This window comes from Kitasatospora sp. NPDC048296, assembly GCF_043201815.1.
GTDB lineage: Bacteria > Actinomycetota > Actinomycetes > Streptomycetales > Streptomycetaceae > Kitasatospora.
In genome coordinates this window covers 1-14,010 of the sequence record NZ_JBICZB010000043.1, presented here as the reverse complement: position 1 = coordinate 14,010, position 14,010 = coordinate 1, and the positions used below count along the sequence as shown (strand labels likewise).

12 protein-coding genes and 1 pseudogene are annotated in these 14,010 nt (G+C 74.8%); 5 read left to right on the top strand and 8 right to left on the bottom strand.

What is annotated here, in order from left to right:
* Positions 1-68: 68 nt before the first annotated feature.
* The gene (locus ACGF12_RS23965; RefSeq protein ID WP_393033600.1) at positions 69-866 is read left to right on the top strand and encodes an ATP-grasp domain-containing protein; all 798 of its coding nucleotides are present in this window, start codon (positions 69-71) and stop codon (positions 864-866) included.
* 79 nt (positions 867-945) lie between these two features.
* Positions 946-1,350 carry a RidA family protein gene (locus tag ACGF12_RS23960; protein WP_393033597.1) on the top strand — a complete coding sequence of 135 codons (405 nt, stop codon included), beginning with the start codon at positions 946-948 and terminating at the stop codon, positions 1,348-1,350.
* Between the two features lie 32 nt (positions 1,351-1,382).
* Here the strand turns inward: ACGF12_RS23960 and ACGF12_RS23955 are convergent, their stop codons facing one another.
* On the bottom strand, positions 1,383-2,789 hold the full coding sequence (locus tag ACGF12_RS23955; RefSeq protein ID WP_393033595.1) for an MFS transporter: 1,407 nt from the start codon (positions 2,787-2,789) through the stop codon (positions 1,383-1,385).
* A 76-nt stretch (positions 2,790-2,865) separates the two neighbouring features.
* On the opposite strand from ACGF12_RS23955, the gene ACGF12_RS23950 reads away from it, so the two are divergent.
* The gene (locus ACGF12_RS23950; protein ID WP_393033592.1) at positions 2,866-3,858 is read left to right on the top strand and encodes an ArsR/SmtB family transcription factor; all 993 of its coding nucleotides are present in this window, start codon (positions 2,866-2,868) and stop codon (positions 3,856-3,858) included.
* A gap of 92 nt (positions 3,859-3,950) precedes the next feature.
* Here the strand turns inward: ACGF12_RS23950 and ACGF12_RS23945 are convergent, their stop codons facing one another.
* Entirely contained in the window at positions 3,951-5,159 is a 1,209-nt protein-coding gene (locus ACGF12_RS23945; protein ID WP_393033589.1) for a geranylgeranyl reductase family protein, read from the bottom strand.
* Positions 5,160-5,485: 326 nt separating this feature from the next.
* On the opposite strand from ACGF12_RS23945, the gene ACGF12_RS23940 reads away from it, so the two are divergent.
* A complete protein-coding gene (locus ACGF12_RS23940; protein WP_393033587.1) occupies positions 5,486-6,850 on the top strand; it encodes a dipeptidase in 1,365 nt (454 codons plus the stop codon).
* Here the strand turns inward: ACGF12_RS23940 and ACGF12_RS23935 are convergent.
* Positions 6,801-7,664 carry a DUF4184 family protein gene (locus ACGF12_RS23935; RefSeq protein ID WP_393033584.1) on the bottom strand — a complete coding sequence of 288 codons (864 nt, stop codon included), beginning with the start codon at positions 7,662-7,664 and terminating at the stop codon, positions 6,801-6,803. The genes ACGF12_RS23940 and ACGF12_RS23935 overlap by 50 nt on opposite strands.
* 86 nt (positions 7,665-7,750) lie before the next feature.
* A complete protein-coding gene (locus tag ACGF12_RS23930; protein WP_393033581.1) occupies positions 7,751-8,818 on the bottom strand; it encodes an NUDIX domain-containing protein in 1,068 nt (355 codons plus the stop codon).
* A 388-nt stretch (positions 8,819-9,206) separates the two neighbouring features.
* On the opposite strand from ACGF12_RS23930, the gene ACGF12_RS23925 reads away from it, so the two are divergent.
* The gene (locus ACGF12_RS23925; protein ID WP_393033578.1) at positions 9,207-10,121 is read left to right on the top strand and encodes a PfkB family carbohydrate kinase; all 915 of its coding nucleotides are present in this window, start codon (positions 9,207-9,209) and stop codon (positions 10,119-10,121) included.
* A gap of 153 nt (positions 10,122-10,274) precedes the next feature.
* On the opposite strand, the gene ACGF12_RS23920 is transcribed toward ACGF12_RS23925, so the two are convergent.
* From ACGF12_RS23920 to ACGF12_RS23905, 4 genes and pseudogenes are all read right to left on the bottom strand, one after another.
* The gene (locus tag ACGF12_RS23920; RefSeq protein ID WP_393033575.1) at positions 10,275-11,024 is read right to left on the bottom strand and encodes a C40 family peptidase; all 750 of its coding nucleotides are present in this window, start codon (positions 11,022-11,024) and stop codon (positions 10,275-10,277) included.
* Positions 11,025-11,287: 263 nt separating this feature from the next.
* Positions 11,288-12,712, bottom strand: a complete 1,425-nt coding sequence (locus ACGF12_RS23915; RefSeq protein ID WP_393033572.1) for an acyl-CoA synthetase — start codon at positions 12,710-12,712, stop codon at positions 11,288-11,290.
* Between the two features lie 193 nt (positions 12,713-12,905).
* Positions 12,906-13,868, bottom strand: coding sequence for an electron transfer flavoprotein subunit alpha/FixB family protein (locus ACGF12_RS23910; RefSeq protein ID WP_393033569.1), 963 nt, complete (start codon positions 13,866-13,868; stop codon positions 12,906-12,908).
* 45 nt (positions 13,869-13,913) lie between these two features.
* Positions 13,914-14,010: pseudogene (locus ACGF12_RS23905) on the bottom strand (electron transfer flavoprotein subunit beta); the annotation flags it as partial.

Genomic DNA, 14,010 nt, shown 5'->3' with positions numbered 1-14,010 from the left:
CCGATTGCTCGGTGACCGGGCGGAAATCCGCTGGTGGCGGCCGCCGCACTCCCGGCAGCATGGGCGGCATGATCACCGAATCCCCCGTTCTGCTGCTCGCGCCGCGCATCAACGAGACCGGCCTCCAGCTGCGCACCGCCGCCGGACTGCGCGGCCTGCGGGCGCACACCGCGACGTCCTGGCAGGCCCCGCGCGAACTGCTCGGTGCGCCGGTGCACGTGTACGGCGGGCCGCTGTTCGGCGACGCGGTCGGACGGGAGCTCGGCCTCGCCCTGCTGGAGCCGGCCGAGGACTGGCTGGCCCGGCTGCCGCTCGCGCTGGCCGGACGACGGGTGTCCGCCACCACGCTGGCCGAGGCCCGCGGGCTGCACGGGCCGGCCTTCGTGAAGCCGCCGGCCGACAAGCTGTTCGCCGCCCGGGTCTACCCGGACGGCGGCGCGCTGCCCGGGCCCGAGCTGTTGGACGGTGACACCCCGGTGCTGGTGAGCGAGGTGGTGCGGTTCCGCACGGAGTACCGACTGTTCGTCCTGGACGGCGTGGTGCGGACCGGCTCGCGCTACGCGGTGGACGGCGAGCTGTCCGTCGGGCCACTCGGGCAGGACGGCTCCGAGGTGCTGGCCTTCACCCACGACGTGCTGGCCGCCTCGGCCTCGCAGGCCTCGCTGCCGAGCGCGGTGGTGGTGGACGTCGGTCGCACCGACCACGGCTGGACGGTGGTCGAGGCCAACGCAGCCTGGGCCAGCGGGGGTTATGCAGCCGAGCCGGACGCCATCCTGGACGTGGTGCTGCGCTCGGCCGGGCCGGATGCCCAACTTCCCGCCACCGACCGGCCGTTCCGGCGCGAACTGCCCGAAGTGCTGCGCTGACTGACCAGTTGGCCAACCCGCAGGCCGCCAGGGGGAATCGCTTGCGGTCCGAATGCGCGATGGCGCACGATCATGCGCCATGACCACCACGCACCTCACCCACATCACCGAGCCACCCGGCGTCGCCCCCGGGACGGGCTACACCCAGGTCGTCACCGGCACCGGCCGACTGGTCCAGGTCTCCGGCCAGGTCGCCTTCGACGAGCACCGGAACCTGGTCGGCTTGGGCGACCCCAAGGCGCAGGCGCGGCAGGTCTTCGAGAACCTGAGCCGCTGCCTGGCCGCCGCCGGGGCCGACTTCTCCGACGTCGTGAAGTTCACCTTCTTCATGACCGACATCGCCTACCTCTCGGCCATCCGGGAGGCCCGCGACGCGTACCTGGGCGACCTGCCGCTGTCGGCCGCCTCGGCCATGCAGGTCGCGGCGCTGTTCCGCCCGGACGTGCTGATCGAGATCGAGGCGATGGCGGTGGTCCGGGAGTAACGACGGCTCACGCCGCTCGGAGCAGCCGCCGGTCACGCCGCGCGGAGCCGCAGCTCCCGCCGTCCGGCCCACCGGACGGCGGGGCCCATCGCCAGGCCGGCCGCCGCCAGCACCGCGCCCAGCACGGCCCACCCGACCAGCCCGAAGCCGATCACCGCGGTGCTGACCACCGCCGGTCCGGCCATCATCGTGGCCGCCGAACCCGCGTTGAACACGCCCTGGTAGGCGCCGTGCTCCCCCTCGCCCGCGAGGTCGTAGCTCAGCGCCCAGCCGCCCGCCTGGCCCATCACCTCGGCCAGCGACTGCAACGCGATCCCCGCGAGCGCCACCATGGCGGCGAGGATCCCGGGCAGGCCGTGCGCGAAGGCGATGACCAGGCAGGAGACGGCCAGCACCAGTCCGGCGCGACGGCAGGCCCGGGCGGCGGCCGTCCGCTCCTCGGTGCCCCGGGTGGCCCGCACCTGCAGGGCGATCACCATCAGGGTGTTGACGATCAGGGCGCCGGCGACGGTGATCCGCGGCGCGTCGGTCTGCTGGACGATCCACAGCGGAACGCCCACCTCCAGGACGGCGAACTGCAGGCCGAGGACCGAGCACAACGCGGTCACGGCCAGGAACGGGCCGTCCCGCAGCGCCGGGTTGCGCCGTCGACCGTGCTTGACGCCGTTGCCCCCGGGATCCGACGGGTTCGCCGTACCGGGCGTGGTCGCCGTCACGGACTTGTTCGCCGTACCGGACGTGGTCCCCGTACCGGACTTCGCCTCGGGCTCGGCCGACGAAGGGCCGGCCAGGACGGACAGTCGGTAGAACAGCACCGCAACGGCAACATAGGAGACGGCATCGGCCAGGATCGCCGTCAGGTAGACCGGCCGGGTGTCCAGCTGGAGCGCGATCGCACCGAGCCCCGTCCCCACACAGATGCCGACGTTGGTCACCACCCGCAGGTAGGCCCGGCCCGCCACCCGGGTATCGGCCGGCAGCACCTCGGCGTAGAGCGCGTTCCGCACGGCGGCCGACCCCCGGTCGACGGCGGAGACGGCGCAGGCCAGTGCGACGAAGGCCGGGTAGCTGTGCACCAGCGCGTAGCCGGCGGTGCCGACCGCCTCCACCCCGACCAGCACCACCAGCACCCTCCGGGCGCCCCAGCGGTCGGCGGCCCGGCCGGCCGGCACGCTGGCGACGACCCCGCACAGGCCGGCGGCGGTCATCCCGCCGCCCAGCTGGGCGGCACTCAGGCCGAGCACCCGGGTGAAGAACAGCACCGCGACGGACAACGACAGGCCGTTGCCCACCGTGTTGACGAGGGTGATCCCGGCCAGCCGACGGACCGTCGGATCAGGGTGCAGTCTGCGCCGGAGAGCCGCAGTGAGGTGGCCGCCCGGGTTGTGCGAGGGCAGGGCGAAGGACGGTGCGGAGGACTCCGCCGGCTTGGTGGTCATGCCCTGATCACACCGCCGGGCGGGCCGCCAAGGGTATTCCTTTAGGCTCTGGCTGAATCTTACGAGGGGGACGTACGTGCACCGCTTCACACTCGGACTGGCCGACCTCGCCACCACCTGGTTCGCCGTCTCCCCGATCCACGAGGCGGTGCTCAGCCTGCGGATGTGGACCCACCCGGGCGTCTACCCGCTCCAGACCAGGGCCTTCGAGCAGCTCCGGCCCGCCTTCGAGCGGCTGGGACCGCGCCACCTGCTGCTCGCACTGGTCGCCGAGAACCGTTGGGTCCCCGACTTCCTGACGCCCCGCCCGACGGCAGCCGCCGGCGACTTCCGGGCCGAGCTGGCCGTCGTGCGCGCGCTGCCGCCGGAGCTGCTGCGCGGCGAGCTGGAGCAGGCCTTCCTGTCGCACGGGCAGCCGCTGCCCGCCCTGCTCGACGACGGACTCGCCGATCCGGCGCGGCTGTTGGCACGGATCTCCGACGCGCTGAAGGAGTACTGGGAGGCGTGCCTCGCGCCCGGCTGGTGGCCGCAGGCCCGCGCGGTGCTGGAGGCGGACCTGGTCTACCGGGCGCGGGTGCTCGCCCAGCAGGGCGCGGCGGCGCTGTTCGCGGACCTGGACCACCGGCTGCACTGGGCGGACGGCGTACTGTCGATCAACCGGCACTGGGGGGACGGGGACGTGGAGACCGCCGTGGACGGGCGCGGGCTGGTCCTCAGTCCGACCTGCTTCGTGCGCGGGGCGATCACCATGATCAGCAAGGACCGGGAGCCGCAGATCTCCTACCCGGCGCGCGGACAGGCGGCCATGGGCGGCGCGGGCGCGGACGCGCCGGTGACGTCGGCGGCCCTGGAGTCGCTGGTCGGCGCCCCGAAAGCCCGGCTGCTGACCCTGCTCGCCGAGCCCGCCTCGACCACCGACCTCGCCTACCGCCTCGGCGTCACCCCGGGCGCGGTCAGCCAGCACCTGTCCGTCCTGGCGGCCACCGGCCTGGTCACCCGCGCCCGGCACGGCCGCTCGGTGCTGTACCGGCGCAGCGTGCTCGGGGACGAGCTGACCGGCGGCCGGTGACGGGCGGCGAACAGCCCACCCCGCACGACGAACGGGGCCGGCGTTCACTCCGCTGGACGGAGGAACGCCGGCCCCACCCGGCAGCAGATCCGTTACCGCGAGGCCATCGCCGCCAGCCGCCGCGCCGCCCGGTACTGCCGCAGCACCTGCGCGAAGCTCGTGTGCCCCTGGGTGGTTCGGGCGAAGGCCCGCCAGGCGGCCGGCACCAGGCAGACCGCCGCGTGGAACAGGTACGGCCGCCGCTCGAAGGCGCCCAGCAGCTGCTTGCCCGCGCGCATCTCCACGCCCAGCCCGGCCTTGACGGCGAACGCGTAGTTCAGCGCCTCGCGCCGCACCGCCGCCGCGTTGCCCGCCTCCGCGATCTGCACCGCCCACTCACCGGCCAGCCGGCCCGAGCGCAGCGCGTAGGAGATGCCCTCACGGGTCCACGGCTCCAGCAGCCCGGCCGCGTCGCCCGCGACCAGCACCCGGCCGCGGGAGAGCGGCGAGTCCTCGGCCCGGCACCGGGTCAGGTGCCCGGACTCGACCTGCGGGGTGAAGCCGGACAGGCCCAGCCGCCGGATGTAGTCGGCGAGGTACTGCTTGGTCCGCTCGCCGTCGCCGCGCGCCGAGATGACGCCGACGGTCAGGCTGCTGGACTCGGTCTTCGGGAACACCCAGCCGTAACTGCCGCGCAGCGGGCCCCAGTCGAGGTGGATCCGGCCCGACCAGTCGGCGGCGACCTGCGGCGGGACGGGGATCTCCGCCTCCAGGCCCAGGTCGATCTGGTCGAAGGTGACGCCCACGTGCCGGGCGATCCGGCTCGCGCTGCCGTCCGCGCCGACCACCGCGCGCGCCTCGAAGCTGCGTCCGTCGGCCGCGGTGACCAGCGCCGTCCGGTGGTCACCGCCACGCTGCTCGACCCCGGTGACGGTCACTCCGGTGACCACCACCGCCCCGGCCAGCTTGGCCGCCTGCACCAGGCGCAGGTCGAACTCGTCCCGGTTGACCAGGCCGAACAGCATCCGCTTGGAACGACGCGTCCGGGTGTACCGCCCGTCGTACGCGAAGGTGACGGCGTGCACCCGGTCCTGCAGCGGCAGCTCGAAGTCCGGCGGCAGGCTGTCCCGGGAGGGGCCGATGATGCCGCCGCCGCAGGTCTTGTAACGGGGGTGCTCGGCCTTGTCGAGCAGCAGCACCCGGCGGCCCCGCGCGGCGGCGGCGTACGCGGCGCAGGCCCCGGCCGGCCCGGCGCCGACCACCACCACGTCCCAGACGCCGTCCAGCTGTCCCGCGGAGGCCGCCGAGGCCCCCGACGCCATCGAATCCACCGAATCCGCCGAATCAGCCGCAGCCGTTGACACCGCCGCCGAATCCGTTGACACCTCCGCCGAAGCCGTCGGCACCTGCGGAGACGCCGTTGACACCTGCGCGGACGCCTCGCCTCCGACCGACGCGGTCGTACGGTCGAGCGGGCTACGGGAATCGGAGCTTCCGGAGTCAGTCACGTCGAGCAATCCTATGCGTCCGCACAGCCACCCGGACGCCGCACCACCCGACAATCGCCTCCGCCTATGATCGGCGGTACCCCAAACCGACCCCTCCGCCCGTACCACCCCACGGGCGGACCCGTCCCCTCGGAGCCCCGATGTCACAGCCCCTGGCCGACGCCGTCCGGTCCCTGATGGACCGTGCCCGCACCGACCTCACCGAACTGGTCGCCTTCCCGTCGGTCGCCGACCCGCGCCAGTTCCCGGTCGAGGAGTGCCAGAAGGCCGCTCGCTGGGTCGCCGACGCCTTCGCCGCCGAGGGCCTGACCAAGATCCAGCTGCTGGACACCCCGGACGGCACCCAGTCCGTCTACGGCGAGCTGCCCGGCCCCGAGGGCGCCCCGACCGTCCTGCTCTACTCGCACTACGACGTCCAGCCCCCGCTCGACGAGGCCGCCTGGACCAGCCCCGCCTTCGAACTGACCGAGCGTGACGGCCGCTGGTACGGGCGCGGCGCCGCCGACTGCAAGGGCAACATCCTGATGCACCTGACCGCGCTGCGGGCGCTGCGCCAGGTGTACGGGGACGCCTACCCGGTCGGCCTGAAGATCATCGTGGAGGGCTCGGAGGAGCAGGGCACCGGCGGCCTGGAGCGCTACGCCGAGGCCCACCCCGAGCTGCTCGCCGCCGACGCCATCATCATCGGCGACACCGGCAACTTCGCCGCCGGCCTGCCCACCGTGACCGCCTCGCTGCGCGGCATGACGGTGGTCGAGGCCTCGGTCACCACGCTGGGCGGCAACCTGCACTCCGGCGCCTTCGGCGGCGCCGCCCCGGACGCGCTGCAGTGCCTGGTCCGGATGCTGGCCTCGCTGCACGACGGGAACGGCGACGTCGCGGTCGCCGGGCTGACCGCCGACCAGACCTGGGAGGGCGTGCAGTACCCGGAGGAGCAGTTCCGCTCCGACGCCAAGGTGCTCGACGGCGTCGCCCTGACCGGCACCGGCACCATCGCCGACCGGCTGTGGGCCCGCCCGTCCGTCACCGTCCTCGGCATCGACGCCCCGCCGGTGATCGGCGCCACCTCCTCCGTCCAGGCCGCCGCGAAGGCGCTGGTCAGCCTGCGCGTCCCGCCGGGCATGAGCGCGGACGCCGCCCAGGACGCGCTGGTCGCCCACCTGGAGGCGCAGGTCCCGCTCGGCGCCCGGCTGACCATCGAGCGCCAGGGCAACGGCGCCCCGTTCCGCGCCGACACCAGCGGCCCGGCGTACGAGGCGATGGGCGAGGCCATGGCCGAGGCCTTCGGCATCCCGATGGTCGCCTCCGGCGAGGGCGGCTCGATCCCGCTCTGCAACACCCTGCGCTCGCTCTACCCGAAGGCCGAGATCGTGCTGATCGGCGTCGAGGAGCCGACCACCCAGATCCACGCGGTCAACGAGAGCGTCGACCCGCAGGAGCTGGAGCGGATGGCCCTCACCGAGGCCCTGTTCCTGCGCCGCTACGCCGAACTGCGCTCTGCCTGACGGCAGTCGGGACCGTGCGGACCACCTGGTCCGCCACCGGCCGCCCGCCCCGCCACCGGCGGGCGGCCGCCACCACCGCCGCGTAGCCGACCGCGCCCACCGCGAGTCCGGCCCCGGCGCCGAAGCAGACCTCCGGGACCAGGTTCCGCCGCAGCGGGCTGAGCCGGTGCAGCACCCCGGCCGCCGTCGCCGCGCCCAGCGCCGCGACGGCCACCCGCCTGGTCCGGGCCGCAGGCCGGACGGCGGGGCGCACCGGCTCGACCGCCCGCACCGTACGCGCCGCCCAGCCGGCCATCGCGGCCAGACCGAGCACCGAAGTCCCGTACTGCAGCGCCTCGTAGAGCGGGACCCCGGCCACCTTCCGCTCCAGTACGGGCAGCAGCCGTACGCCCAGCCGGTCGCCGTGGGTGAACGCGTCCCAGCCGACGTGGGTGGCCGCGCCGATCGCCGCCGACCCGAGGAACCACGCCGCGTCCGTCCCCCGGCTGCCGCCGCCACCGGCCCGGCGGACCGTCAGCGCCTCGGCGCCGCCGGCCCACCGCTCGGGCAGCAGCCCCACCAGCGGCGCCCGCAGCAGCCCGTGCCACCCCGCGACCAGCGCGGCGGCGACCGCCACGTCGACCGTCGGCACCGCCCACCAGCGGTGCAGCAGCCCGCCGTGCTCGTAGACCCCGGGCAGCAGCGACTCGGCGAAGAACGGCACATCGGGCGCCATCGACCCGGCCACCAGCGCCGAGGCCACCAGGGGCCCTCGTTCCCCGGCGGCACGCAGCAGGGGCAGGACGGCGGCGGGATGACTGAACGTGAAGGGCATGCCCCCATCCTGACGCCCGCACCGCCCGCCGGGCCAACCGAGGTCGGCCCGGTCCGCAGCCGTCACACCGGCGGACCACCGCGGCCCTACGCCGCGTCCGCCGTACTGGCCAGCCCGAGCGCCACCCGGCTCCCCGCCTCCAGGTACCGCAGCTCCCCGATCCGCCGCGCCTCCAGCGCCGCGGCCAGACGCCGGTAGCGGCTCGGCGGCAGCAGGTCGACCGCCTCGTCCAGGGTGACGAACCGCCAGCCGCGCAGCTCCTCCTGCTGCAGCAGCAGGTTCTGCCGGCCCGCGTCGTCGAGCAGCCCGCCGTCGTACATCAGCCGCAGGCCGCCGCGGCGCGGGCCGGTGCGCGGCTCCCAGTCGACGGCGAGCAGCCGCAGGGTGGCGGGGTCGAGCCGCAGCCCCAGCTCCTCGGCGATCTCGCGCAGGGCGGCGTCGGTGGGGGCCTCGCCGCGTTCGACCACGCCGCCGGGGAAGTCCCAGTCGGGCTTGTAGACCGGATCGACCAGCAGCACCCGGTCCTGCTCGTCGAAGAACAGCACCGCCGAGGCCACGGTGTCCCCGGTCGGGTCGGGGCTCTGGACGATCGGGCAGCGCGCGGCGCCGACCCGGACCAGTTCGGCGATCCGGTGCGCGGTCTCGCGCGGGGTGAGCCGGCTGGTGTCGAGCATCCGGGCGTCGCCGACCAGCCAGCGGCGGGCGGCCCGGTAGCGGGGCAGGTGTTCCAGGCACCAGTGACGGACCCGCTCACTGGCCTCCGGATCGCCCGGGCACTCCTCGCGTCGCGCGATGCGGTCGCGCAGGATCGTTTCTTCTGGGTCCAGGACGAAGTGGTGCACCGCGATCCCGTGGGCGGCGAGATCGCCGAAGATCTCGTCCCGGTAGTCCTCTCTGAGCAGGGTCATCGGGACCACCAGCGGGCCGCCGACCTCGCCGAGCAGCGCGGCCGCCGTCTCGGGGACGAGTCGGCGCCAGGCCGCCAGGTCCTGGAAGTCGGACACCGCCGCCAGCCGGTCGGCCGGAAGCATCCGACGCAGACCGAGGCCCACCAGCTCGGGATCGAAGAGCACGCTCCCGGGCAGCAGTTCCACCAGCTCGCGGCAGGCACTCGTCTTGCCCGCCCCGAATGTTCCATTGACCCAGACGATCACAACGTCCCCTGCCCTCGACTCGCCCCGATGCCGTACGCACCGGGCAGCGCCCCCGTCGACCGAACCAGCGCCACCCGTGGTGGTACCCGCGCCACGCCGCTCCCCATGCCTGCCCGCCGCGCCCGCCCACGCGCCCCGGCCCGCCCCTTGACAGAGGCATGTGCCCAGGCCAGCGGCCTGGGCCGGGAGGCATGCAGACCGTTCGACCGCAAAGCCGCCCCCTGACAGTACGCCGTGCGCACAGGAAGTCGGACCGGCCGACTTCCGCCGCGCGCCCCACCCGTACGCCGTGCGCGCCGCCCCTGCGCCCTCCCGTTCCCCGGTCTCCCCTGCCCGCCTCCGCGAGTGCCCCTTGCGCCGCCCGCACCCCGGCGCGTACAGAGGAACGATGAAGCTGCTTCCCGCCGGCCGGGTCGTCGTCATCGGCTCGGTCAACACCGACCGGATCCTCCGCTGTCCCGTGCTTCCCTCCCCCGGCGAGACCGTGCTGACCACCTCCGCCGACCAGGGCTTCGGCGGCAAGGGCGCCAACCAGGCGGTGGCAGCGGCCCTGATGGGCGCGGCGACCCACCTGGTCGCCAAGATCGGGCGCGACGCCGACGGCGAAGCGGCGCTCGCCGATCTGCGCGACGCGGAGGTCCAGACGGGCGCCGTGCTCACGCACCCCGATGCGCCGACCGGTCAGGCGATCGTGATGGTCGACCCGTCGGGCGAGAACAGCATCGTGGTCGTCCCGGGTGCCAACGCCGAACTGACCCCGGAGGAGGTCACCGCCGCCCTGGCCCGGCTCCACCTGCTCCCGGTCGACGTGGTCCTCACCAGCAACGAGGTCCCCGCGGAGTGCATCCGTGCCACCGCCGCCGCCCTCCCCACCGCGGGCCCGAACGGCGGCACCCGCTGGCTGCACAACACCGCCCCGGCCGGGGCACTGCCCGACCCCGGTCCCGGCGGCCGCCGACCCCTGGTGGTCGCCAACGCCGTGGAGGCCCGCCAGCTCACCGGCGCGGCGACCGTCGCCGAGGCCGCCCGCGCCCTCGCCCGCCACTCCGAGGGGGCGGTGGTCACCCTCGGCGGCGAGGGCGCCCTGGTCGTCACGGGGGAGGTACTCGCCAGGCTGCCCGCGCCCGCCGTACGGGTGGTCGACACCACCGGCGCCGGCGACGTCTTCTGCGGCGCCCTCGCCGCCGGGCTGGCCCGCGGCGCCGCCCTCGCCGAGGCGGCCGCCACGGCCGTGGCCGCCGGCGCCTTCGCCGTCACCGCGCTCGGCGCCCGCGGCGCGCTCCCCCGCCCGGCCGACCTCTGAGCTCCGGCCGAGTTCCCGCGCGTGAACGCACGCCACCGGCCGCCCCTGGAGTCCCGCGCATGAACGCACGCCAGGGCACCGCCGGCAGAGGCACCGCCGCCATAGGCACCGCGCCGAACACCGGCGCTCCTGGCGCCCGAACCGGCGACCCCGCTACGGCCGTCCCATGTACGCCGGGTAGTACCCCTTGCTGATCCCCGAGATCCGGATCTTCGTCCCGGGCCGCGCGGCCTCGACGTACTGGTTGTTGCCCAGGTAGATCGCCACGTGCTGGATCCCGCGCCGGGTACCGTCCGGCGACCAGAACAGCAGGTCGCCCCGGCGCAGCTGGCTCGCGCTGATCGGCGTGGTCGCCGCGTACTGGTCGTTGGCGATCCGCGGCAGCTCGATGCCGCCGCGCCGGAAGGACTGCTGTACCAGGCCCGAGCAGTCGTACCCGTCCGGCCCGTTGCCCGCCGTCATGAACGGCTTGCCGACCTGGGCGAGCGCGAACTGCACGGCGGCCTCGACGTTGCGGTCCCCCGCCACCGCGTCGTGGGACGAGGCCGAGGAGCCGGAGGAGGACGGGGCGCCGGAGGAGGACGAGGACCCGCCGGTCCGCGCCAGGTAGACGTCGTAGTGGGTGGTCCAGCGCCACTCGCCCTGGGCGTTCTTGAACCAGTACCGAGAGCCGTCCCACCCGGCGTGCGCCGGCGCCCGCTCCGCGGCCGCGGGGCCCACACCGGTGCCGAGGCCGATCACCCCGGTCCCGACCGCGACCACGGCCGCCATCGCGATCCCCCGGCGGACCCGCGCGGCCCGCGAGGGACGGGCGGGTCCGCCGGAGCGGTCGGCGGTGGCGGGGGCGTGCTGCCCGGTCGGTACCTCGGCGGCATCCGGCACGCTGGTGTTGACGGTGGTCATCCTGCTGACTTCCTTCGCTGCTTCGAACGCACTGGTGCGAACGGCCGCCGGACGGGCGGCTGCGGAAACTGCTGCGGACACGCGGTAGGCCCCGGGATCGCCGGTCCGTACGCTCGGCAGATCAGTCCTGCCTGTGTGTCACGTTAAGCACGCGTTCGCTCACGGCGCGCAGCGGAGTGCGCCAAAGGAAGGTTTCCCGGGCGGTGGTTACCGACGGGGCATCAGGATGAGCACCAGTCACCGCGGGGCTGGCCGACGCCCCGTCATCCGCGCCCCTCGGCCTCCGCGAGCAGCTGCTTCTTCAGCACCTTTCCCAGTGCGTTCCTGGGCAGTTCGGGTACCAGCACGACCCGGCGCGGCCGCTTGTGCACCGAGAGCCGCTCAGCCACGAAGGCCGTCAGCTGTTCCCCCGTCACGGCGCCGTCCGGGATGACGTACGCGACGATCGCCTGTCCGAGGTCCTCGTCCGGCGCGCCGACCACCGCCGCGTCGGCGACCGCCGGGTGGTCGCGCAGCGCGGCCTCCACCTCGCCCGCGCCGATCCGGTAGCCGCCGCTCTTGATCAGGTCCACCGAGGCGCGGCCGACGATCCGGTGGAAGCCGTCCGGCCCGATCACCGCGACGTCCCCGGTGCGGAACCACCCGTCCGCCGTCCAGGCCTCGGCGTCGGCGTCCGGCCGGTTGAGGTAGCCGCTGAACAGGGTCGGCCCGGAAACCTGCAGCTCACCGACGCTCTCCCCGTCGTACGGCAGCGGCTCGCCGTCCTCGCCGACCAGCCGGGTGCGCACCCCCTCCAGCGGTAGTCCGACACTGCCGGGGCGGCGTTCGCCGTCCGCCCGGGTGCTGACGGTGATCAGCGACTCGGTCATCCCGTAGCGCTCGATCGGGGCGTGCCCGGTGAGCGCCGCCAGCCTCTCGAACACCGGTACGGGCAGCGGCGCGCTGCCGGAGACCAGCAGTCGGGCCGAGGCCAGCCGGGCGGCCGCCGCGGGGTCCGCCGCCAGCCGGGACCAGACGGTGGGCACGCCGAAGTACAGGCTGCCGCCCGCCGCCGCGTACCCCTCCGGGGTGGGCCGCCCGGTGTGCACCAGCCGACTGCCGGTGCGCAGGGCGCCGAGCACGCCGAGCAGCAGCCCGTGCACGTGGAACAGCGGCAGGCCGTGCACGAGGGTGTCCCCGGCGGTCCACTGCCAGGCCGAGGCCAGGGCCTCCAGGTCGGCGGCGATCGCCTCCCGCCGGATCACCGCGCCCTTGGGCGCGCCGGTGGTGCCCGAGGTGTACAGCACGAAGCCGGTCGCGTCGGCGGCCGGCTCGGCGTAACCGGTGGCGGAGCGCTCGGCGGGGTCGACCGGCAGGGCCGCCACCGAAGCGCCCTCCGGCGCGGCCTCCCCGGCGGCGTGCGCGAGCAGCGCCGCGCCGGAGTCGCGCAGGATGTGCTCGCGCTCCTTCGGCCCCGAGTCGGGCGGCAGCGGCACCACCGGCACGCCCGCCAACAGGCCGCCGACCACGGCGATGACCGTCTCCACGGTCGGCCGGGCGAGCACGGCGAGCGCGGGGGCCCCGGCCACCCGGTCGGCCACGGCGGTCGCCGCGCCCAGCAGGTCCTCCCGGGAGAGCGCCCGACCGTCGATCCGCAGCGCGTCCGCCGCGTCGCCGTAGTCGCCCTGAAGTGCCGTCAGCAGTGCCATGCTTCCGTCCTCGTCCTCGTCTCACCCTGGTCGCGCCGAACCCGCCGAACACGGTCATGCCGTGCGCCGTCGTGTCCCGCGCCGTCGGGCCGACTCTACGGGCCACCGCTCCGGCGCCTGCGGACCGGGGCGAACGACGGAGGGCGTGGCACCGAGCACCCGGTGCCACGCCCTCCGCGGTCTGTCCGCGGGATCAGGCCTTGCGGGCCTTCACCTCGGCGGTGAGCTGCGGCAGGACCTCGAAGAGGTCGCCGACCACGCCGTAGTCGACCAGCTCGAAGATCGGGGCCTCGGGGTCCTTGTTGACGGCCACGATGGTCTTCGAGGTCTGCATGCCGGCCCGGTGCTGGATGGCGCCCGAGATGCCCGCCGCGATGTAGAGCTGCGGGGAGACCTGCTTGCCGGTCTGGCCGACCTGGTTGCTGTGCGGGTACCAGCCGGCGTCGACGGCGGCACGCGAGGCGCCGACGGCCGCGCCGAGCGCGTCCGCGAGCTCCTCGACCACGCCGAAGCCCTCGGCGGCACCGACACCGCGGCCGCCGGAGACCACGATGGCGGCCTCGGTCAGCTCGGGGCGGCCGGTGGACACGCGCGGGGTGCGCGAGGTGACCTTGGCGGCGTTGCCGGTGAACTCCACCGACACGTTCTCGACCGCGCCGGCGGCCGGGGCGGCCTCCGGGGCGACGGCGTTCGGCTTGACGGTGATGACCGGGGCACCCTTGGTGACCTTGGACTTCACCTGGAAGGAGGCGGCGAACACCGACTGGGTGGCGACCGGACCGCCGTCGCCGGCCTCCAGGTCGACGGCGTCGGTGATGATGCCGGAGCCGATCCGCAGCGCGACGCGGGCGGCGACCTCCTTGCCCTCGCCGGAGGAGGTGACCAGGACGGCGGCCGGGGCGACCGTCTTGGCGATCTGGGCCAGGGCGTCCACCTTGGGGACGACCAGCTGGTCGGTGAACTCGGCGCCGTCGGCGACGTACACCTTGGCGGCGCCGTACTCGCCGGCCTTGGCGGCGATGTCGGCCGCGGCGGCACCGGCGCCGAGGACGACGGCGGACGGCTCGCCGATGCGGCGGGCCAGGGTCAGCAGTTCGAGGGCCGGCTTGCGGACCACACCGTCGGCGTGGTCCACCAGAACCAGGATCTCAGCCATGATTCGTTGCTCCTGATCGATCGTTGGATGCGCTGACGGGTGGGACTAGATGAACTTCTGGTCGGCGAGGAAGGCGGCGAGCTGCTTGCCGCCCTCACCCTCGTCCTTGACGACCGTGCCCGCGGTGCGCGCCGGACGCGCC

Excerpts from the sequence above, each read along its gene's own strand:
- ACGF12_RS23915 (WP_393033572.1), bottom strand. The coding sequence starts at position 12,712 with ATGGCACTGCTGACGGCACTTCAGGGCGACTACGGCGACGCGGCGGAC.
- ACGF12_RS23925 (WP_393033578.1), top strand. The coding sequence starts at position 9,207 with ATGAAGCTGCTTCCCGCCGGCCGGGTCGTCGTCATCGGCTCGGTCAAC.
- ACGF12_RS23910 (WP_393033569.1), bottom strand. The coding sequence starts at position 13,868 with ATGGCTGAGATCCTGGTTCTGGTGGACCACGCCGACGGTGTGGTCCGC.
- ACGF12_RS23965 (WP_393033600.1), top strand. The coding sequence starts at position 69 with ATGATCACCGAATCCCCCGTTCTGCTGCTCGCGCCGCGCATCAACGAG.
- ACGF12_RS23920 (WP_393033575.1), bottom strand. The coding sequence starts at position 11,024 with ATGACCACCGTCAACACCAGCGTGCCGGATGCCGCCGAGGTACCGACC.
- ACGF12_RS23940 (WP_393033587.1), top strand. The coding sequence starts at position 5,486 with ATGTCACAGCCCCTGGCCGACGCCGTCCGGTCCCTGATGGACCGTGCC.
- ACGF12_RS23960 (WP_393033597.1), top strand. The coding sequence starts at position 946 with ATGACCACCACGCACCTCACCCACATCACCGAGCCACCCGGCGTCGCC.
- ACGF12_RS23945 (WP_393033589.1), bottom strand. The coding sequence starts at position 5,159 with ATGGCGTCGGGGGCCTCGGCGGCCTCCGCGGGACAGCTGGACGGCGTC.
- ACGF12_RS23955 (WP_393033595.1), bottom strand. The coding sequence starts at position 2,789 with ATGACCACCAAGCCGGCGGAGTCCTCCGCACCGTCCTTCGCCCTGCCC.
- ACGF12_RS23935 (WP_393033584.1), bottom strand. The coding sequence starts at position 7,664 with ATGCCCTTCACGTTCAGTCATCCCGCCGCCGTCCTGCCCCTGCTGCGT.